This is a genomic window from Actinomadura sp. (genome assembly GCF_044508335.1).
In the GTDB taxonomy this organism is placed as follows: domain Bacteria; phylum Actinomycetota; class Actinomycetes; order Streptosporangiales; family Streptosporangiaceae; genus Spirillospora.
Genome location: NZ_JBIQHY010000025.1, coordinates 17,414 through 38,321 on the forward strand (window position 1 = coordinate 17,414; position 20,908 = coordinate 38,321).

Annotated in this window: 14 protein-coding genes and 2 pseudogenes; 11 read left to right on the plus strand and 5 right to left on the minus strand. The window is 72.0% G+C overall.

Annotated features, from left to right (window positions below; all coding sequences use genetic code 11):
* The first annotated feature begins 91 nt into the window (after positions 1-91).
* Complete coding sequence (locus ACIWVC_RS12115; protein WP_396451183.1) at positions 92-2,734, plus strand: GNAT family N-acetyltransferase; 2,643 nt, start codon at positions 92-94, stop codon at positions 2,732-2,734.
* 96 nt (positions 2,735-2,830) lie between these two features.
* Here the strand turns inward: ACIWVC_RS12115 and ACIWVC_RS12120 are convergent, their stop codons facing one another.
* Complete coding sequence (locus tag ACIWVC_RS12120; protein ID WP_396451181.1) at positions 2,831-4,204, minus strand: wax ester/triacylglycerol synthase family O-acyltransferase; 1,374 nt, start codon at positions 4,202-4,204, stop codon at positions 2,831-2,833.
* Positions 4,205-4,365: 161 nt separating this feature from the next.
* Here ACIWVC_RS12120 and ACIWVC_RS12125 point away from each other — a divergent pair, with 161 nt between their 5' ends.
* Both ACIWVC_RS12125 and ACIWVC_RS12130 read left to right on the plus strand, forming a co-directional pair.
* Positions 4,366-4,512, plus strand: a complete 147-nt coding sequence (locus ACIWVC_RS12125; protein ID WP_396451180.1) for a hypothetical protein — start codon at positions 4,366-4,368, stop codon at positions 4,510-4,512.
* A 138-nt stretch (positions 4,513-4,650) separates the two neighbouring features.
* Positions 4,651-6,045 (plus strand): alanine/glycine:cation symporter family protein, encoded by a 1,395-nt coding sequence (locus tag ACIWVC_RS12130; RefSeq protein ID WP_396451178.1) that lies wholly within the window; start codon positions 4,651-4,653, stop codon positions 6,043-6,045.
* Positions 6,046-6,087: 42 nt separating this feature from the next.
* Here ACIWVC_RS12130 and ACIWVC_RS12135 read toward each other — a convergent pair whose 3' ends face one another.
* The 3 genes and pseudogenes from ACIWVC_RS12135 to ACIWVC_RS12145 all read right to left on the minus strand — a co-directional run.
* Positions 6,088-7,293, minus strand: coding sequence for a CaiB/BaiF CoA transferase family protein (locus tag ACIWVC_RS12135; RefSeq protein ID WP_396451177.1), 1,206 nt, complete (start codon positions 7,291-7,293; stop codon positions 6,088-6,090).
* On the minus strand, positions 7,290-8,117 hold the full coding sequence (locus tag ACIWVC_RS12140; RefSeq protein ID WP_396454145.1) for an acyl-CoA dehydrogenase family protein: 828 nt from the start codon (positions 8,115-8,117) through the stop codon (positions 7,290-7,292). The genes ACIWVC_RS12135 and ACIWVC_RS12140 overlap by 4 nt, the downstream gene beginning before the upstream one ends.
* A gap of 886 nt (positions 8,118-9,003) precedes the next feature.
* Positions 9,004-9,513, minus strand: a pseudogene (locus ACIWVC_RS12145) (hypothetical protein); the annotation flags it as partial.
* Positions 9,514-9,828: 315 nt separating this feature from the next.
* On the opposite strand from ACIWVC_RS12145, the gene ACIWVC_RS12150 reads away from it, so the two are divergent.
* From ACIWVC_RS12150 to ACIWVC_RS12180, 7 genes are all read left to right on the plus strand, one after another.
* Complete coding sequence (locus ACIWVC_RS12150; protein WP_396452932.1) at positions 9,829-10,737, plus strand: alpha/beta hydrolase; 909 nt, start codon at positions 9,829-9,831, stop codon at positions 10,735-10,737.
* Positions 10,738-10,771: 34 nt separating this feature from the next.
* Positions 10,772-12,421: a flavin-containing monooxygenase gene (locus ACIWVC_RS12155; RefSeq protein WP_396452933.1), complete on the plus strand. Its 1,650-nt coding sequence runs from the start codon at positions 10,772-10,774 to the stop codon at positions 12,419-12,421.
* Between the two features lie 65 nt (positions 12,422-12,486).
* Positions 12,487-13,548, plus strand: coding sequence for an alcohol dehydrogenase (locus ACIWVC_RS12160; protein ID WP_396452935.1), 1,062 nt, complete (start codon positions 12,487-12,489; stop codon positions 13,546-13,548).
* Between the two features lies 1 nt (position 13,549).
* Positions 13,550-14,920, plus strand: a complete 1,371-nt coding sequence (locus ACIWVC_RS12165; protein ID WP_396454146.1) for an NAD-dependent succinate-semialdehyde dehydrogenase — start codon at positions 13,550-13,552, stop codon at positions 14,918-14,920.
* Between the two features lie 258 nt (positions 14,921-15,178).
* Positions 15,179-16,660 (plus strand): APC family permease, encoded by a 1,482-nt coding sequence (locus tag ACIWVC_RS12170; RefSeq protein WP_396454147.1) that lies wholly within the window; start codon positions 15,179-15,181, stop codon positions 16,658-16,660.
* Between the two features lie 206 nt (positions 16,661-16,866).
* On the plus strand, positions 16,867-17,871 hold the full coding sequence (locus tag ACIWVC_RS12175; protein WP_396454148.1) for an IS4 family transposase: 1,005 nt from the start codon (positions 16,867-16,869) through the stop codon (positions 17,869-17,871).
* Positions 17,872-17,897: 26 nt separating this feature from the next.
* Positions 17,898-18,221 (plus strand): hypothetical protein, encoded by a 324-nt coding sequence (locus tag ACIWVC_RS12180; RefSeq protein WP_396446163.1) that lies wholly within the window; start codon positions 17,898-17,900, stop codon positions 18,219-18,221.
* Positions 18,222-18,306: 85 nt separating this feature from the next.
* Here ACIWVC_RS12180 and ACIWVC_RS12185 read toward each other — a convergent pair.
* A pseudogene (locus ACIWVC_RS12185) lies at positions 18,307-19,265 on the minus strand (transposase); the annotation flags it as partial.
* Positions 19,266-19,492: 227 nt separating this feature from the next.
* On the opposite strand from ACIWVC_RS12185, the gene ACIWVC_RS12190 reads away from it, so the two are divergent.
* Positions 19,493-20,878, plus strand: a complete 1,386-nt coding sequence (locus tag ACIWVC_RS12190) for a flavin monoamine oxidase family protein (protein ID WP_396446256.1) — start codon at positions 19,493-19,495, stop codon at positions 20,876-20,878.
* Positions 20,879-20,908 lie beyond the last annotated feature (30 nt).

Genomic DNA, 20,908 nt, shown 5'->3' on the forward strand with positions numbered 1-20,908 from the left:
GGCGCCGTCGCCCGCGGCAAGGGACCATGGTCCCGATCGGCGGTGACCTTGGGGCGCTGATTTGCGGCCCGTCCCGTCAGACGCTTGAGCCATGACAGAGGGGCTTTCCGGCGGGCGGGCGTTCGCGCTGCTGACCGACGGCACGCAGATCGAGATCAGGCGGATCGGGCCGGCGGACCTGGACGCGGTCCGCAAGCTCCACGAGGGGCTGTGCGAGGAGAGCCTCTACCTGCGGTTCTTCGGGCTCAACCGGGCCATGGCGGGCGAGGTTGCCGCACGGGTCTGCCGGGCGGACGGCGACGACCACGCGGCGCTCGGCGCCTGGCTGCACGGCGACCTGGTCGGCGTCGCGGAGTACGAGCCGACCGGGGTGCCGGGGGAGGCCGAGATCGCGATGGCGGTCGCCGACCGGATGCACCACCGCGGCGTCGGGACCCTGCTGCTGGAGCACCTCGGGTCGCTGGCCCGCGCGAACGGGGTGGTGGCCTTCCGGGCGGACACGCTGCCGGAGAACAGCGCGATGCTGCGCGTGTTCGCCGACGCCGGGCTGCCGGCCCGGCAGCGGACCTCGCGCGGCGTGGTGGAGCTGACGATCCCGCTGGTCTGCGACGACGGGTACCTGGACGCGGTGGCGGAGCGGGAGCGGCGGGCGGACGTGGCGAGCCTGGAACCGCTGCTGCGGCCCCGGAGCGTCGTGGTCATCGGGGCGTCCCGCAAACGCGGGACGGTCGGCGCCGAACTGCTGCGCAACATCGTCGCGGGCGGCTTCAAGGGCGCCGTGTACGCGGTGAACCCGCACTGCGCGGGCGGCGACCTGCACGGCGTGCCGTGCGTGGCGACGCTCGCCGACCTGCCCGAGGCGGCCGACCTCGCGGTGGTCACCGTGCCCGCTCCGTCGGTGCCGGGCGTGGCCGCGGCGTGCGGGCGGTTCGGGATCTCCGCGCTGGTGGTGGTCAGCGCGGGGCTGTCGGCCGACCAGGGGCGCGGCCTGCTGGCCGCCTGCCGGGAGCACGGCATGCGGCTGGTCGGCCCGAACTGCCTGGGCATCGCCAACACCGGGCACCGGCTGGACGCGACGTTCGCCGCCCGCCCGCCCGCGTTCGGCGGCGCGGGCGTGGCGGTCCAGTCGGGCGGCGTCGGGATCGCCCTGATCGAGGAGCTGTCCCGGCTCGGCGTCGGCGTCTCGACGTTCGCCTCGGTCGGCGACAAGTACGACGTCAGCGTCAACGACCTGCTCATGTGGTGGGAGTCGGACGACACGACCCGGCTCGGCGTCCTGCACGTGGAGTCGTTCGGCAACCCCCGCAAGTTCGCCCGGACGGCGCGCCGGGTCGCCGCGAAGATGCCGCTGCTCACCGTCCTGGCCGGGCGGTCGGCGCCCGGCACGCGGGCGGCGGCCTCGCACACCGCCGCCGCCGCGACCCCCGAGCTGACCCGCCGGGCCCTGTTCGAGCAGGCCGGCATCGTCGCCGTCGACGACCTCGGCGAGCTGGTCGACGCCGCCGCGCTGCTCGCGACGCAGCCGCTGCCGGCCGGGCCGCGGGTGGCGGTGGTGTCCAACGCGGGCGGCGCCGGGGTGCTGGCCGCCGACGCGTGCGCCGACGCCGGGCTGGCCGTCCCCGTCCTGGACGGCGCCACCCGGCGCGTCCTCGCCCGCGTCCTGCCGTCCTGCGCGGCGGTCGGCAACCCCGTCGACACCACCGCCGCGGTCTCCGCCGGCGCGTTCCGCGAGGCCATCGAACTGGCCGCCGCGGACGGCGCGGTGGACGCCGTCCTGGCGCTGGTCGCGCCGACCGCCCTCGGCGACCTGCGCGGCGCGCTGCGCAACTGCCGCAAGCCGATGGCGGCGGTGGTGCTCGGGCAGGCCGAGACGGTCATGATCAACGATGACGCGGTCCCGTGCTACGCCTATCCGGAGAACGCGGCCCGCGCCCTCGCCCGCGCCTGGAGGTACGCGCACGGGCGGGAGGTCCCGCAGGAGCCGCCGGCGGCACCGCCCGGCCTGCTCCCGGACGACGCCGCCGCCGTCATCGGCGGTTTCCTGGCCGGCGAGCCGGACGGCGGCTGGCTGCCGCCCGCCGAGACGTACCGCCTGCTGGAGTCCTACGGGCTGCCGGTGGCCCCCTGGCGCTGGGCCCGGACCGAGGACGAGGCCGCCGCGGCGGCACGCGACCTGGGCGGGGCGGTGGCGCTGAAGGCGCACGTCCCGGCGGTCGTGCACAAGACGGCGGCGGGCGCGCTGGAACTCGGCCTGGACGGGGAGGACGCCGTCCGCGCCGCGTACCGCCGGCTGTCGGAGCGGTTCGGCGACGACATGGAGGGCATGCTCGTCCAGGCCATGGCCGACCCGGGCGTCGAAGTGCTGTGCGGCGCCGTCCAGGAGGAGGTGTTCGGGGCGGTGGTGGTCTTCGGGGCCGGGGGCGTCGACGCCGACGCGCTGGCCGACCGCGCCGCGCGGCTGGCGCCGCTCACCCCCCGCGACGCCGCCGAGCTGATCCGCGCCCCCCGGCTGTCGGCCCTGCTGCTCGGCCACTCGGCCCGCCCGGCCGGCGACACCGAGCGGCTGCGGGACGTGCTGCTGCGGTTGTCGCGGCTGGCGGCCGACCATCCGGAGATCAGCGAACTGGACCTCAACCCCACGATCGTCCGGCCGGACGGGGTCGTGGCCGTCGACGCCCGCGTCCGCCTCGTCCCCCGCCGCACGTGGGACCCCTACCTGCGGCGGCTCCGCTGAGCGCCGCGGCCGCCGCGCGACTCGCGGGCGAAGGGGTTCGCGTGCGCAGGGGTTCGCGTGCGCAGGGTCCGCCGGCCGGGGGTCAGGTAGCCGGGGTCAGGTGGCCGGGGCGGCCTGTGCCGCCTCCTTGAGCAGCTCGTCGATGCCCTCGCGGATGCCCGCGCACAGGGTCTCCAGGTCGGGCACGGCGTCGCGGTCCGCGGTGAGCCCGAACGACAGGGCGCCGTCGTAGGAGACGACGCCGACGGCGACCCGGAGGCCGGCGGCGATCGGGATGTAGGGGTCGATCTCCAGCATCCGCCGCCCCATCGCGTACAGTGGGAAGGCCGGGCCGGGGACGTTGGTGACGATCGTGTGGATCACCGGCTGGCGCAGCCGCAGCGCCGCGCGGGCGGCCGCGGCCAGCAGCGCCGGGGCGCCGCCGAAGAGCTTGACGAAGGCGTCGAGGCCGGCGGCCTGGCCGCGGCTCTTCAGCCCGTCCATCTGCTCCCTGACGAGGTGCAGGCGCCGCAGCGGGTCGGCCTCCCCGCACGGCAGGTCCACCGGCACCGCCGACACCCGGTTCGACGGGACGCCGCGCTCGTCCGCCGACCGGACCGACACCGGCACCATCGCGCGGACGATCGACTCCTCGGCGAGCAGGCCCCGCGCCTCCAGCAGGTCGCGGAAACCGCGGGCGGCCGCCGCCAGGGCGACGTCGTTGACCGATCCGCCGAACGTGCGCCGGATCCGGTCGACCTCGTCCATCGCGGCGCAGGTCCGGGTCCAGCGGCGGCTCGGGCCGGTCGGCCCGTTGAGCGCCGGCGTTCCGGACCCCATGAGCCGCGTCGCGTAGCCGGGCACGGCGCTCGCGACGGCGAACGCGTCGCGCAGGGCGGGCAGGAACAGCCGCCCGGCCTGCCGCCTGAAGCCCGTCAACCCGGCCGCGACGCCGTCGCGCAGGACGGCCGCGGCGGACGGTTCCGGCTCGGGCGTCCACACCCGCGGCTCCGCGGGCGTCCAGTCCGGGGCGGTGTCCAGGAGCACCGCCAGCAGGTCGATGCCGGCCAGCCCGTCCACCATGCAGTGGTGCACCTTGCAGATCAGCGCCCAGCGGCCGTCCGCCAGCCCGTCGACCAGCCACACCTGCCACGGCGACCGGGTGAGGTCGAGCGGCGGGGCCAGCAGGCGGCCGGCCAGCTCGTGCAGCTCCTCCGGGCCGCCGGGCTCGGGCGCGGTGGTGCGCAGGACGTGGTCCCCGATCGAGAAGCGCTGGTCGTCCACCCACACCGGGTGGGCGAGGTTGAACGGGACGGTCCGGACGCGCTGCAGGCAGCGCGGCGCGAGGCGGAGCCGGGCGAACACGTACCGGACGAACTCCGGGTATTCGGGCGCCGGGCCGTCGAAGACGGTCACCGTTCCGATCTGCAACGGGCTCGTGCGGTTCTCGGCGAAGAACATCCCGGCGTCGAGCGCGTTCATCCGTTCCATGTGCACCGCCCTATGAGGTCTCACTCCGAGCCAACCCCGGGGCGTGGCGGCGTCCCATCCGGCATTCGTCCCCGCGCAAGGGGCCGAAGGTCCCTGCCGGAGGCGCCGGGCCGCGGCGAACACTGGGAGCGGAGCGCAACGAAGCGGAAGAGGTGGTCGCGATGCCGGGATCCTCGGTCCTGTTCGGGATGGCGATGATCGTCATCGTCGTGGCCGGTGTCGGGTTCCTGCTCGGGCTCTTCTACCTGGGCGACCGCGGCACCGGGCGCTACGACGACTCCGACGGCAGGTACCGGCGCAGGTACTGACCGCGCGGCCGGCGCGTCCGCAGAACCCGCTCACCCGACCCCGGCAAGAGATAGATCTTCACAGGGACGCGTTCAGAGGTTACGGTCCAGGGAGTTCCCACAGCCCCTGATCCTCCGCCTCTCGCTCCCGGTGGTCGCATGAAGTCGCTTGAGAACTTCCTGTCCGATGTCAGTGCCTTCGTCTGGGGACCTTGGCTGCTGATCCCGCTGCTGCTGCTGACCGGCCTGTACCTGACGATCCTGCTGCGCGGCCTGCAGTTCCGGCACTTCCGGCTGGCCTTCTGGCTGGCGTTCTTCAAACGCAAGGAAGACGACGACGTCGCCGGCGACATCGCGCACTACCAGGCGCTGACGACGGCGCTGGCCGCCACCGTGGGCGTCGGCAACATCGCGGGCGTGGCCACCGCCATCGCGCTCGGCGGTCCGGGCGCGGTGTTCTGGATGTGGTTCACCGGCCTGGTCGGGATGGCCACCAAGTACAGCGAGGCATTCCTGGGCGTGCGGTTCCGGCGCGTCGACGCCGCCGGCGAGCAGAGCGGCGGACCCATGCATTACCTCCGCCGCGGCATCGAGGGGCGCCTCGGCTGGTTCCTCGGCGGGTTCTTCGCGATCGCCGGCGGCATCGCGGCGTTCGGGATCGGGAACATGGTGCAGGCCAACACCGTCGCCGAGAACGTCGAGTCCGAGTGGGGCCTCGCGGCCTGGGCGACCGGGCTGATCGTGACCCTGCTGGCCGCCGCCGTCATCCTGGGCGGCATCAAGAGCATCGGCCGGATCACCAGCGCCTTCGTCCCGGTGATGATCGTGTTCTACATCGTGGGCGCCGCCGCCGTCCTGGCGTACCGGATCGAGGACCTGCCGGGCGCGATCGGGCTCATCTTCACCGACGCGTTCTCGGGCACGTCGGCCACCGGCGGCTTCGTCGGCGCCGGGGTCGCCGCCGCCGTCCGGTACGGCGTCGCGCGGGGCATCTTCTCCAACGAGTCCGGGCTGGGCACCGGCGGCATCGCCGCCGCCGCGGCCAAGACCACGCACCCCGTCCGGCAGGCGCTGGTGTCGATGACGCAGACCTTCATCGACACCCTGGTGGTGGTGAGCTTCACCGCGCTGACGATCGTGGTGACCGGCGTGTGGAAGACCGGCGGCAAGGAGGACGCGGCCACCTTCACCGCGCGCGCGTTCGACGACGGCCTGCCCGGCGACTGGGGCAGCGTCATCGTCACCCTCGGCGTCCTCTTCTTCGCCTTCTCCACCCTGCTCGGCTGGTCCTACTACGGCGAGCGCTGCATGGAGTACCTGTTCGGCAGGCGGGCCGTCCTGCCCTACCGGATCGTCTTCATCGTGGCGATCTACGTCGGCTCGGTCTCGACGCTCACCGCGGTGTGGACCTTCTCGGACGTGATGAACGGGCTGATGGCGCTGCCCAACCTCATCGGCCTGGTGATCCTCGGCCCGCTGGTCTGGCGGGAGACCCGCGCCTACTTCCAGGACCGCCCCAAGGAGGACGAACCCGCGACCGAGGTCAAGGCCTGACGACGGGACGGCCGGGTACGCGGCGAGGGCGCCGGCGGCCGGTCAGGCCGGGGCGGGCGCGTCATGCTGAGCGGCCACGCCGAGGTCGAGCGCCCGGTCGGCCGCCGCCTCGGTGAGTCCCGCTTCGAGCAGGAGCGCCCGGGTGTGCTGGCCGAGCGCGGGGACGTCCCCCATCCGGGCCTCGAAGTCGTCGAACGTCGCCGGGGGGAGCAGCGCGTCGACGCGTGCGAACTCCGTCCCGATGGGGCGCCAGCGCCGCCGCGCCGTGAGCTGCGGGTGCCCGACGACGTCGGCGAGCTGCTTGACCTGGGCGGCGGGGACCCCGGCGGCGGCCAGCCGCGCATCGAGCTCGGCGGTCGTCCACCGGCCGGTCCGCCGGGCGACCTCCGCGTCGCATTCGGCGCGGTGGCGCACCCGCCGGACGTTGGTGGCGAAGCGCTCGTCGTGCGCCAGCTCGGGGGCGTCGAGGACCTTGGTGACGAGGTCGCGCCAGCCGCGGTCGCTCTGCACGCCGATGAGCATCTGGCCGTCGAGCGTCGGGTACGCGTCGTACGGGGCGATGGCGGTGTGGCCGAGCCCCATGCGCGGCGGCTGCCGCCCGGTGTGGAGCTGGGTGTAGACCGCGTGCCCCATCCATTCGACGGTCGCCTCGAGCATCGAGATCTCGATGGTGGCGCCCCCGCCCGTTCTGGCGCGTCGCAGGAGGGCCGCGAGCACGGACTGGGCGGTGTACATGCCGGCGGCGATGTCGGCGGTGGGGATGCCGGTCTTGACGGGCTCGTCGGGGGTGCCGGTGATCGAGATCAGGCCGGCCTCGGCCTGGATGAGCATGTCGTACGCCTTGCGCTCGGCCATCGGGCCGCCGCTCCCGTAGCCGGACAGGTCGGCGACGACCAGGCCGGGGTTCTCCGCGCGCAGCCGGTCGGCGCCGAGACCGAGGCGCGCGGCGGCCCCCGGGGCGAGGTTCTGGACGAAGACGTCGGCCCGGCCGATGAGCCGCCGGACGACGTCGGCCCCCGCCGGGGACTTCAGGTCGACGGCCAGCGACTCCTTCCCGCGGTTGAGCCAGACGAAGTGGGCCCCCGTGCCCTCGACGGCGTTGTCGTAGCCGCGGGCGAGGTCGCCGCCGTCGACCCGTTCGACCTTGATGACCCGCGCTCCGAGGTCGGCCAGGTTCCGCGTGGCGAGCGGCGCCGCGACCGCCTGCTCCAGCGCGACCACCGTGAAGCCGTCGAGGGGCGGCGTCACCGGCCCTCCGCCCGCGCGGCCCTCACCAGCGCCCCGCCGATGATCAACCGCTGGATCTCGCTCGTCCCCTCGTACAGGCGCAGCAGGCGGACGTCGCGGTAGAGCCGCTCGACCGCGACCTCGCGCATGTAGCCCGCGCCTCCGTGCACCTGCACCGCGAGGTCGGCCGCGCGCCCGGCCATCTCGGTGCAGAAGAGCTTCGCGACGCTGGGGCCGACGCGCCGGTCGTCGCCGGTCACGTAGCGGTGTGCGGCATCGCGGACCAGCGCGCGGCCGGCGTCGAGGCCGGCCCTCTGGTCGGCCAGCATCGCCTGCACCAGCTGGAAGTCCCCGATCACCGAGTCGCCCTGCGTCGCGGTCGCGGCGTAGGCGACCGACTCGTCGAGGGCGCGCTGGGCGCAGCCGACGGCGAGCGCGGCGATGTGGACCCGGCCGCGCGCCAGCGACGTCATGGCCGCCCGGTAGCCGTCCTCGCCGTCCCCGCCGACGAGCGCCTCCGGGCCGACCCGGACGCCGCGGAAGAAGACCTCGGCGGTGCTGGACCCCTCCTGGCCCATCTTGGCGTCCTTGGCGCCGACCTCGACGCCCGGGACGCCGGCGGGGACCAGGAGCACCGCGATGCCGGAGCCCTTCTCGGGCGCGGGCCGCAGGCGCGCGAAGACCACGAAGAGGTCGGCGTCCGGGGCGTTGGTGATGAACTGCTTGGCCCCGTCGATCACCCAGCCGTCGCCGTCCGCGGTGGCCGTGGTGCGCAGCCCGGCCGGGTTCGACCCGGCGCCCGGTTCGGTCAGGGCGAAGGACGCCACGACCCTCCCGGCGGCCATGTCCGGCAGCCACCGCTCCTTCTGCTCCCGGGTGCCGAAGGCGACCAGTACCTGTCCCGCGATGCCGCGGCCCGCCGCGCGGGAGGTCCGCGCCGGCGGCGGAGGGGGCGCCGCGGGCGTCCGACACCCGCTCGCCGAGCGCCTTCACGGCGTTGACCTGGCTCACCGGGAGGTCTTCGAGGCGACGCAGGACCACCGCGCCCCCGGCGTCCAGGACGGCCCGCGCCTCCCGCCGCCACGACGGGCGATCCCCGAGGTCGCCGGCGTCCAGCACCAGCGGCTCGGGATGGCCGGCCGAGCGGAGCCACGCGAGGGCGACGTGCAGCTTGCCCGAGCCGCTCGGTCCGAGGACGGACAGCGGCGCGGTGCCCCGCCCGGCCGCGCGCTGCAGCTGGGCGACGAACGGGCCGTGGGACGGCGGGGCGGCGGCGGTCCCGCGCCGGGCCGCGCCGGGGCGCCGCCGGTCCAGGATCTCCACGGCGAAGGCGGGCTCGCCGCCGAGGTCGTCGAGATCATCGAGCCGGTGGGCCAGGACTCGCGCCTGCAGGGCCTGGAGGTCCAGGTCCAGGACGCGCGGCCCGCGGGACCAGTCCTGGGAGAGCAGCGACTCCCACAGGTGCGCGTGGCTCTCGACGTTCAGGAACGACAGGCCGGTGACGTTGGTCATCACGGTGTCGCTGTTGAGCACGATCACCGGGCCCTTGTCCCTGTGCCGCCGGTAGCTGCGCCCGAGGGCGGCCTCGCGCCGTCCGGCGCTCGCGCTCAGGTTGTCGACGATCTGCCGGACGCCCTCGCGGGCGACCGCCAGCATCATCGTCTCGGCCGCGTCCGCCGGCGCGGCCAGGGACAGCGAGCCCACCATCCGCCCCGTGACCGGATGCCGGATGCCCGTACCCGCGCAGGCGAGGCCCTCCAGGGCCTCGTTGAAGTGCTCCGGCCCCCGCACGAAGACCGGGCCCGCCTCCTGCATGGCGGTGCCGAGCCCGTTCGTGCCGATGCTCTCCTCCGAGAAGTCGAACCCCTCGGCGGCGCAGGCGTTGTCGAACCTCGCCCGCTCGCTGCGCCCGGCCACCCGGCGGGCGACGATCTGGCCCGTGCGGTCGGCCAGGAAGATCGCGGTGTTCATGCCCTGCAGCATCGTCTCGAGCCGGTCGAGCACAGGCCGCGCGGCGCGGATCAGCCGGCTGTCGGCGTCGAACTCGTTGACGTAGTGGAAGGAGCCCGCCTTCCGGGCGGCGCCGGCGCTGATCGAGCGGCGCCAGCTCCGGTCGATCTCGCGGGGCAGCCGCGTCCGCGCCGGCCGCTCGCCGCTCCTCCTGAGCCCGAGTGAGATGAGGGTCTCCTTGGCGGAGCGGATCTCGTCCGCTCCCATGGGACCGCGGCGCGAGAGGGTCATCGCAGTCTCCCGGTGCTTCGACTGGCACTCCAGTATGTAACGAATGTCACACGACTGCGACGGTTAGGACACCCACCATTTAGACCATTCGGGCCTGGACCGATACCGCAGCGGTATCAATCGCCCGTGAGTCGCCGTGCGCCGCCGGCCTTCCTCCCGTCCGGAGGGCCGGGAGCGGCGGTGTTCCGAAACGGAACACATCGAATGCGAACCGCGAACCTAGCGTGTCGCCCATCACCCCAGCTCCGGAGGAGCGCGGCCCTGCCCGCCGCCGGAGCCGCCCGACACGATCCGGGCTCGCCCAAGGAGTGCACGATGAACGTTCCGTCGCCTGCCGTCCCGCAGGACCCGCTCAAGGACCTGTACACCGACTGGTCCCAGATCCTCGCCGGGACGCCCGACCTGACGATGCGGCTGTTCCGCAGCATCTTCGACGAGTGGCACCAGCCCACCAGGGAACCCGAGGACGTGACCTACGCCGAGGAGACGGTCGGCGGCGTGCCCGGCATCTGGTGCCGCCCCCTCGGCGCCGACTCCTCGAAGGTCCTCCTCTACACCCACGGCGGCGGGTTCGCCGTCGGGTCGGCCTCCAGCCACCGCAAGCTCGCGGGCCACGTGGCGAAGGCCCTGGGCGTCACCGCCTTCGTCCTGGACTACCGGCGGGCGCCCGAGCACCCGCACCCCGCCGGCCTGGAGGACGCCGTGTCGGCCTTCCTCGCCCTCGCCGACACGGGCGTCGCGCCGGCGGACATCACCACGATCGGCGACTCGGCCGGCGGCAACCTGGCCGTGGCGGCGGCCCTGGCCCTGAAGGAGCGCGGCAAGCCGCTGCCCGGCGGCGTGATCGCGTTCTCGCCGTGGCTCGACATGGAGAACGCCGGCAAGACCCTGCAGACCAACGACGCCACGGACGCGCTGATCACCGTGCCGCTGCTCGAGGGCATGATCTCCGGCGTCCTCGGCGACCGGACGAGCCCCCAGGCTCCGCTCGCCAACCCGCTCTACGCCGACTACGCGGGCTTCCCGCGCCTCTACGTGAACGCCGGCGGGGACGAGTCCCTGCTCGACAACGCCACCCGGCTCGCCCAGCTCGCCGAGGACGCGGGCGTCGACGTGACCCTCTCCGTCGTCGACGGGCAGCAGCACGTCTTCTGCTTCAACGCCGGCCGGACCTCGGCCGCCGACGACGAGATCGCCCGCATCGCCGAGTGGTACCGCGCCTGAGCGCGGCCGGCCGGATCCACCACTGGAGGAACACATGACCCCTCTGAGCACCCCGGGCGCCACCGGCGGCGACTCCCGCACGGACTACGACGCCGTCGTCATCGGAGCCGGGTTCGGCGGCATCTACATGCTGCACAAGCTGCGCAACGAGCTCGGGCTCACCGTCCGGGCCTACGACCGGGCGGGCGGAGTCGGCGGGACGTGGTACTGGAACAGGTACCCCGGCGCCCTGTCCGACACCGAGGGCTTCGTCTACCGCTACTCCTTCGACAAGGACCTGCTCCAGGAGTACGACTGGTCGAGCCGCTACCTCAAGCAGCCGGACATCCTGGCGTACCTCGAGCACGTCGTGGAACGCTTCGACCTGGCCAAGGACATCCAGCTCAACACCGGCGTCACCGCGGCCGCCTTCGACGAGGGCGCCAACTCCTGGACGATCACCACCGACCGGGGCGAGACCGTCACCGCGACGTACCTCGTGACCGCGCTGGGGCTGCTCTCGAAGATCAACATGCCCGACATCCCCGGCATCGACACCTTCCGGGGCGAGATCATCCACACCGGCGCCTGGCCGGAGGAGCACGATCTGCGCGGCAAGAAGGTCGGGGTGATCGGGAACGGCTCGACCGGCCAGCAGGTGATCCCGGCCATCGCCCCGGAGGTCGAGCACCTGACGGTCTTCATCCGCACCCCGCAGTACAGCGTGCCGGCGGGGGACCGGCCCATGACACCGGAGGAGGTGGCGGCCATCAAGGCCGACTTCGACTCCATCTGGGACCAGGTGCGCAACTCCGTGGTCGCCTTCGGGTTCGAGGAGAGCACCGTGCCCGCGATGAGCGTCTCCGAGGAGGAGCGGCAGCGGGTGTTCCAGGAGAACTGGGACATCGGCGGCGGGTTCCGGTTCATGTTCGGGACGTTCAGCGACATCGCGACCGACCCCGAGGCCAACGAGGCCGCCGCGTCCTTCATCCGGTCCAAGATCAAGGAGATCGTCCGGGACCCCGAGAAGGCCCGCATCCTCACTCCCACGGACTACTACGCCCGCCGCCCCCTGTGCGCGAACGACTACTACGAGACCTACAACCGCGACAACGTCTCGGTGGCCGACATCAAGACGCATCCCATCGTCGAGATCACCCCCGGCGGGCTGCGGACGGCCGACGGCAGGACCCACGAGCTCGACGTGATCATCCTGGCCACCGGGTTCGACGCCGTGGACGGCAACTACCACGCCGTGGACCTGCGCGGCCGCGGCGGCCGGTCGATCAGCGAGGCGTGGGAGCAGGCCCCCACGAGCTATCTCGGGATCACGACCGCCGGCTTCCCGAACATGTTCATGATCCTCGGCCCCAACGGCCCCTTCACCAACCTGCCGCCGAGCATCGAGACCCAGGTGGACTGGATCGCCAAGCTCGTCGCCGAGGCGCGGGCGCGGGACGCCGCCGTCGAGGCCGCCGCCGAGGCCGAGCGGGCGTGGACCGAGACCTGCCACACCATCGCCGACATGACCTTGTTCCCCAAGGTGGACTCCTGGATCTTCGGGGCCAACATCCCCGGCAAGACCCAGACGGTCATGTTCTACATCGGCGGGCTCGCCAACTACCGCGCCCAGCTCGCCGAGGTCGAGAACGACGGCTTCCGCGGGTTCGAGTTCACCAAGGCGTCCGAGACCTCCCTGGCCTGAAACGCCGGGGCCGGCCGGCGGCGCCGGCACTCACCGACACCCACTCACATCAAAGCGAGGTACCGATGCGCGCATTCGCGGTCGCCGAGGGCAGCACGGCCCTCTCCGAGATGGAGTTCCCCACTCCGGCGCCCCAGGGCACCGAGGTGCTGCTGCGCGTCACCCGCTCCGGGGTCTGCCACACCGACACCCATCTCCGGGCCGGCTACTACGACCTCGGACGGCGCGGGAAGCTGCGGCTGACCGACCGGGGCATTCCCTATCCGCTCACCATGGGCCACGAGGTCGTCGGCGTCGTCGAGGCCGCAGGGCCGGACGCCGGAGGCGTGGAGACCGGCGGCACCCGGCTGGTCTATCCGTGGATCGGGTGCGGTGAGTGCGGTGCCTGCCTCGCCGGGCGCGAGAACGCGTGCCCCCAGGGGCGCAACCTCGGGGTCGCGCGGCCGGGCGGCTACGCCGACCACATCCTGGTACCGCACCCCCGGTACCTGCTCGACATCGGCGACCTCGACCCCAGCTGGGCCGCCATCATGGCGTGCTCGGGCCTCACCGCGTACGGCGCCGTCTCCAAGGTCCTGCCGCTCCCGCCCGACGCCCCCGTCGTGGTCACCGGCGCGGGAGGCGTCGGGCTGACGGCGGTCGCCACGCTCCGCGCGCTCGGCCATCGCGCGGTCTGCGCCGTGGACAGGGTGGAGGCGAACCTGGCGGTGGCCCGCGACCTGGGCGCCTCGATGACGGTGGCCGCCACGGGCGAGGACCTGGCCGGTGCCGTGCTCGCCGCGACCGGAGGGCCCGTAGCGGCCGTCATCGACTTCGTCAACAACGAGCTGACGGCGCCGGCGGGCTTCGACGTGCTCGCCAAGGGCGGGACCATGGTCCAGGTCGGGCTCTTCGGCGGCGAGCTCACGATCCCGACGGCCCTGCTGGCGCTGAAGATGGTCACGGTCCAGGGCAGCTTCGTCGGGACGCTGCCGGAGCTCGGCGAGGTGCTGGACCTGGCGAAGCGGGGTGTCGTCCCGCGGATCCCGGTCATCGACGGAGAGCTCAGCCTCAAGGGCGTCACCGACTCCCTCGACCGGCTCGCAGCAGGCGGAGTGGCCGGCCGCATCGTTCTGAAAGGCGAATGAAATGGCCGGATACGCGACCGTCGACCCCACCACCGGGGTACTGGTCAAGGAGTTCGACACGATGCCCGACGCCGAGGCGGAGCGCTCAGTGGAGAGAGCCCACACGGCGTTCCGGACATGGCGGCGGACCGGTGTCGCCGACCGGGCGGCGCTCCTGCAGCGCATCGCCGACGGCCACCGCGAGCACTCCGACGAGCTCGCAGCCCTGATGACCCTGGAGATGGGCAAGCCCGTCGCCCAAGCCAGGGGAGAGGTGGCGCTCGCGGCGTCCATCTACGAGTACTACGCCGTCAACGGGCCGGCCCTCCTCGCCGACGAGGAACTCGACGTCGCCGGCCCGGGCAGGGCGGTGGTCCGCACCGAGCCCATCGGCGCGCTGCTCGGCATCATGCCGTGGAACTACCCCTACTACCAGGTGGCCCGGTTCGTCGCCCCGAACCTCCTGCTGGGCAACACGATCCTGCTCAAGCACGCGGGGAACTGCCCGCAGGAGGCACTGCGCATCGCGGACCTCATCACGGGGGCGGGGTGCCCCGACGGCGTCTACCAGAACGTCTTCGCCTCCAACGACCAGATCGCCCGGATGATCGCGCACCCCTTCCTCCAGGGGGTGTCCCTGACCGGCTCCGAACGCGCCGGCCAGGCGGTGGGCGGCGTCGCCGGCGCCAACCTCAAGAAGAGCGTCCTGGAGCTGGGCGGCTCCGACGCGTTCATCGTCCTCGCCGACGCCGACGTCGATCTCGCCGCCCGCGACGCCGCGACCGGGCGCTTCGCCAACGCGGGGCAGGCGTGCACCTCCTCCAAGCGGCTCATCGTCGAGGACGCGGTCTGGGACGACTTCCTCGGAGCGTTCCTGGCCCGCGCGCAGGAGTGGGCGGCCGGCGACCCCCGCGAAGAGACGACCAAGCTCGGGCCGATGTCGTCCCTGGCCGCACGGGCCGACCTCGTCGCGCAGGTGGAGGACGCCGTGGCCAAGGGAGCCGCGGTCCACCTCGGCGGGGTCGTCCCCGACGGGCCGGGAGCCTTCTACCCGGCCACGGTCCTGTCCGGTGTCGACACCACCATGCGCGCTTACCACGAGGAACTCTTCGGACCCGTCGCGGTCATCTACCGCGCGGCCTCGGCCGAGGACGCGGTACGCATCGCCAACGACTCGCCCTACGGCCTCGGCGGTGCGGTGTTCGGCCGCGACGAGGCCCGGGCCGCTCATGTTGCGGACCAGCTCGACGTCGGCATGGTCGGCATCAACACGACCATCAAGAGCGCGCCCGAGCTTCCCTTCGGTGGCGTGAAGAACTCCGGGATCGGCCGGGAACTCGGCAGGTTCGGGCTCGACGAGTTCGCGAACAAGAAACTGGTGCGAACGCGATAGCAAGGCACGGTCGCACTGACACGGTGAATTCACCGAGTTCTGTGAAATAGGGCCTGAGGGCAGCGGTATCCCGTAGGCGGTGGAATTCCACGGGCCAACGGGATACCGCTGCTGCATGCTGCGGTGGCCATTGCCGGCGTGCCGCCTTAACTGTTTTCCGTCGCGCAACAATCGCGTCCCTTTTGGTATTGGACGTGAATCAACGGTCTGTTCAATGATATCCGGAACGAACCGGGAAACTTCGAGCGGAGGCGGAAAATGGAGCACTCACCAGCGCCCGGCGAGTTGGTGGATCAAAGAGCGGGAGCCGGACCGGACAGTTCCGGGCGCCATGCCCTGAAGCGCAGCCTCGGCACCGGCGCGATCATCTTCATGGTCCTCGCGGCCGCCGCGCCCCTGACCGCGACGACGGGGGTCCTTCCCCTGTCCATTCTGTTCTCGGAGAACTCGGCGGCGCCGCTCTACTTCCTCGTGGCGGTAGCCGTTCTCGGACTGTTCAGCGTGGCATACACCGCCATGAGCAAGACCGTGCAGAACGCCGGCGCGTTCTACTCCTACATCGAGGCCGGGCTCGGCCGGACGGTGGGCAACGCCGCGGCGATGCTCGCGCTCGGCGCCTACGCCTTGACCGTGCTCGCCCTGACCACGTACGCGGGCCCCTTCGCGAGCCAACTGGCCGCCAGCTTCACACCGTGGGACGACTCCCCGTGGTGGCTCTGGTCGATCCTCTGCTGGGCCGTGCTCATGTTTCTCGGGTATCGCGAGATCGAGCTCAGCTCGAAGGTCCTGGCCGTCCTGCTGGCGCTGGAGGCGGTGGTCATCCTCATCCTCTCCATGGCCATCCTGGTGCAGGGCGGCGCGGACGGCGTCAGCCTGAGCCCGCTGTCGCCGAAGCAGGCGTTCACCGACGGATCGCCGGCGACCGGGATCATGTGGGCCGCGCTCTGCTTCATCGGTTTCGAAGCCACCGCCGTCTTCCGGCAGGAGGCCCGCGACCCGGAGCGGACGATCCCTCGGGCCACCTACCTCGCGATCCTCCTCATCGGAACCCTTTACGCCTTCACCGCGTGGAGCATCGTGCTCGGCGCCGGCGCCGACGACGTCGTGGGAACGATCGGCTCCGACCCCAGCGGGGTGGTGTTCGGCCTGGCGAACGGGTACGTGGGCACGTGGTTCGCGGACGTGATCAATGTGCTCCTGCTGGGCAGCATCTTCGCTTGCGCCCTGTCGTTCCACAACGTGGTGAACCGCTACCAGATGACGATGAGCCGCGCGGGGGTGCTCCCGCAGCATGTCGGCCGGATCCACCACAGGTACCGGGTGCCCTCGACCGCGTCCGCGGTGCTGTCCGGCCTCGTGTTCGTCGCGCTGGCGGTCGTCGCCGTCATCGGCCTGGACCCCGCCACCCAGGTGTTCGCGCCCCTCGTGGGGATCCTCGGCTTCGCCGTGATCAGCCTCATGAGCCTGGCCTCGCTCTCGGCGGTCTTCTACCTGCGGCGGCAGCGGTCCCGCGCGTCGGCGTTCACGACCACGGTCGCGCCCATCGGTGCCCTGATCGCGCTGATCTGGGTGCTGAGCCTGTCGTTCTCGAACATCGAGATCATCACGGGGTCGGCGACCGGCTCGGCCATCGTGATCAGCCTGATGATCGCATTCCCGGTGATCGGGGCGATCACCTCCTGGGTCGTGCGCCCCGGCGGGGGTTCATCGCCGGCGCCGGAAAGGGCGCCGGCGGACTAGTACCAATGCCGGGAAGTTAAGGGTGACGCCGAAGGTGTCAAGGGTTCTTGGCTGGTGGCCGGACATGAGAACGGAGATCCAGTAGAACGGGTGTTCTCTCACAAACGTCCGGACAGACTGGATCTCCGTTGTCTCAGCAGTCTGACAGGTCCGCGCTGGCCTGCGCTATCAGTACGGTCACGCGGACGGTCCGGGTGGGGGCGGGGGTGTTCGCGCCCGGGCACCTGGGTGAGCTGACCCAGCAGGTGCCGTTCGAGATGGTCGACGAGGTCCTGGTGGCGACCGGTGCGGTGCAGCGGCGGGTGCGGCTGCTGCCCTCGCGGGTGGTGGTGTATCTGCTGCTGGCCGGGGCGTTGTTCGCCGAGCTGGGCTATGTGGGGGTGTGGGGGCGGCTGACCGCCGGGCTCTGCGGATCGCAGCCGGCTCCCAGCGGGACCGCTTTGGCCCAGGCACGGCGGCGGTTGGGCGTCGCGCCGTTGAAGGCGCTGTTTGAGTTGCTGCGCGGCCCGGCCGCCACGCTCGGCGGCGCAGTGCGGTGGCGGGGTCTGCTGGTGTGCGCCGTCGATGGGACCGTGATGAGCGTGGCCGGCAGCCCGGCCAACCGCGCGGCCTATCTCCGGCAGCGCGGGTCGGCTTTCCCGATGCTGCGGCTGGTGGCGGTGGTGGCCTGCGGCACCCGCAGCGTCCTGGACGCGGTGTTCGGGCCGGCCTGCGGGACCGGCAACGGCGAGAGCGCGTATGCGGCCCGGCTGCTGGGCGCGCTGCGGGAGCAGATGATCGTGCTGGCCGACCGGGGCTTTGCCGCCGGATGGCTGGTCGAGCAGATCGCCGATACCGGCGCCCACCTGCTGATCCGGGTCAAGAACGGCCGGTCGGCGCCCAAGCTGCCGGTCCTGCACCGCCTGCGCGACGGCTCGTTCATCTCCCGGCACGGCGGGATCAAGGTCCGCGTCATCGATGCCGCCATCACCGTCTCCACCGCCGCCGGCCAGTCCACCGGCAGCTACCGGCTCATCACCACACTGCTGGACCCTGGCGCCTATCCGGCCGCCGACCTGGTGCGGCTCTACCACCAGCGGTGGGAGATCGAGACCGCCTACCTGGAGCTGAAATCCTCCATCCTGGGCGGCCGTGTCCTGCGGGCCCGGACCCCGGCCGGCACCGACCAGGAGGTCTACGCGCTGCTGATCGCCTACCAGGCGCTGCGCTGATCGCCTACCAGGCGCTGCGCACTGCGATGACCGACGCCACCAACAGCGACCCCCGCATCACCCCCGACCGGGCCGGCTTCAGCACCGCCCTGGCCGCCGCCCGCGACCAGGTCATCCAAGCCGCCGGCGTGATCGCCGACACCACCATCGACCTGACCGGCCGCATCGGACGAGCCGTCCTGGACAACCTGCTGCCCGACCGGCGCATGCGCATCAACGCCCGCACCGTCAAACGCGCGATCTCCAAGTACAACGCCCGCGGCCCGGTCATCGACCGAACCACCTACCAGGCCACCATCGCCATCGACATCCTCACCCCGACCAGCTCGACAGCAGCACAAGACCCTTAACTTCCCGGCATTGGGACTAGGGCCTGTTCGTAGTTCAGATCATGGGATGGCTGGGAGGCTGCGCAGCCAGATGATGCATCCGCGCAGGTGTCTTGTCGTAGCGGGTGGCCGGCCCTCGCCATTCCTTGAACTTGTTGATGCAGCGCCCGACAGCTACAAGGCCGGACTCCACCTCGTTCGACGGTGTTGCGGTCTTTGTAGAGCTCGGTGTCGTGGCTGACCGGGCGGCCGCCGCATCGTCCCTTCTTCTTCCAGTTTGCGGCCTGGTCGATCTTTTCTGGGATGACCGCTTTGATATGGCGTCTGCGCAGGTAGGCGCGGTTGGCGCGGGAGGAGTACGCCTCGTCTGCGGCGGCCGCGGCAGGCCGGGTGCGGGGGCGGCCGACCGGGCCGCGCACCCGGATCTTGTCCAGGACGGGGATGAAGCGGGGGCTGTCGGCGGCCTGCCCTGGGGTGAGCACGAGCGACAGCGGACGGCAGCGCCGGTCGGCCGACAGGTGGATCTTGGTGGTCAGCCCGCCTCGGGACCGGCCCAGATCGGCGGCCTTCAGCCGGGCCTTGCGGCGTCGGCGCACCCCGGCGCCGCCGCTCGGTTTCCGGGGTCGGGTTCGTCGCCGCAGTGCTGGTCTATGGGCCCGGTTTGCCCTTTTGGCGTAGCCCCTTTTCCTCGGCCGCGGCCCGCTGCAGTTCCTGCAGCCGCTGGGGTGCGACCACCATCCCGGCGGCGTGGTGATGCGCGCGGCAGACGCTGGAGTCCACGCTGACCAGGTCCAGGTCGACCTCGCCCCGGGCCGCCGCCACCTCGATGACCGCGTTCATCAGGTTCTCGAAGACCCCCTGGCCTGCCCAGGCCCGGAACCGGTCGTAGATCGTCGACCAGTTGCCGTAGGACAGCGGTATGTCCCGCCACGGGCTGCCGGTCCGGAACCTCCACATCACTGCGTTGAACTGATTGCGCAGGTCAGGGATGGGTCCGGACGCTCCCAGCGGCAGGTGGGGCTCGATCAGCTCCCATTCGGTATCGGTCACATCACCGCGCGTCATGTACTGGTGATACCGTCCGCCCCGCCGCAGCGTGGGTGAATCACTCGATTGTGACCAGCAGCAACTGATCCAGACTTCGAACAGGCCCTAGCCGGCCGCCGGCGAGCCGGACGGGCCTCGTGTTCCAAAACGGGACACCCGTCGGCGCGGCAAAGGTCACAAGGTAGGTAGCCACAGCGTTCGCCTGCTCGGCTCCGGAAAAAGAGCCGGATAGGCCGGTTCATGCAATCACCCGTCATCAAGGAGTGCTCATGAAAAGCCCAACTGACGCCGATGTCATCGTGATCGGGGCCGGGCCTTCCGGCTCCTATGCGGCGAAGCTGCTGAATGACCAGGGCGTCAAGGTCAAATTCGTCGAGGCCAAGGACCGGGTCGGCGGCCGGACGTGGTCGAGCAAGACCGACGCCCCCGGCGGGGCGATCGACTACGGAGGCCAGTGGATCGGCGAGACGCACGTTCTCCTGCCGGAACTCGGCGCCGAACTCGGCCTCGAAACGGTCTCGTCCGTCAAACCGGGCAACGACCTCTTCGTCTTCAACGGGGATGTGGTCGTCGGTGAGGAGGACCAGCCGCCTTCCGGTGCCGGCTGGGCCGAGGAACTGGCCAAGTCCTTCAAGCTGCTGGACGACGCCGGCGCTCGCCTGGGCTGGGCGGCGCCCTGGGCGTCAGAGCACGTCGCCGAGCTGGACGGCATGACGGTCGCGCAGTGGCTGGACCAGAACGTGCACAGCACTGAGGCTCGCCTGATCCACGAGGTCATGGTCAACATCCTGAACGGCGCGAACACGACCGAGGTGTCGATGGCCTACTGGGCCTACTTCGTCCACCAGGGGGAAGGCATCGAGTCGCTCATCGGGACCCGCAGCGGCGCCCAGGTCGCCTGGTTCGTCGGCGGGATGGGGCAGGTGACCGAGCTGATCGCGGAGCGGCTCGGCGACGACGTCCACCTGAACTGGCCGGTGACCAGGATCGAGCAGGGCCGTTCGGGCGTCGCCGTCTACTCGGGCGACCGCAGGCTGACGGCGAAGTACGCCATCCTCGCGACCCCGCCCAGCGCGGGTTCCCGTGTGGTCTTCGATCCGCCCCTGCCCGCCAAGCGCGCCCAGCTGCAGGTGAGAGCCCCGATGGGGCGGCTCTCGAAGTACCAGGTCCGCTACGACGAGCCGTTCTGGCAGGAGCGCGGGCACTCGGGAGCGGTCTTCGAGTGCGGGGACCTCGCGTTCTGGGTGTTCGACGGGAGCAAGCCCAGCGACTCGCTGGCGACGATCGTGGGGTTCATCGGCGGCAGGCATCTCGACGTCTGGCACTCCTACTCGCCCGAGGAGCGCGAGAAGCGGTTCATCGAGATCCTGGTGAACAACTTCGGGGAGAAGGCGCGGGACGTCCGCTGGGTGCACGAGACCGACTGGACCCTCCAGCCCTGGACCGGCGGGGCGCCGGTCACCTTCATGCCCACGGGGCTGCTGAGCAGCGCGGGCTCGGCCCTGCGCGAGCCCGCCGGGCGCATCCATTTCGCCGGCACCGAGGCGGCGCCGATGTGGTCCGGCTACATCGAGGGCGCGCTGCGCGCGGGCAAGATCGCGGCGACCGACGTGCTGGGCCGCCTGGCGTGAGATGCGGACCCGGCGACGGCAGGAGAAGGA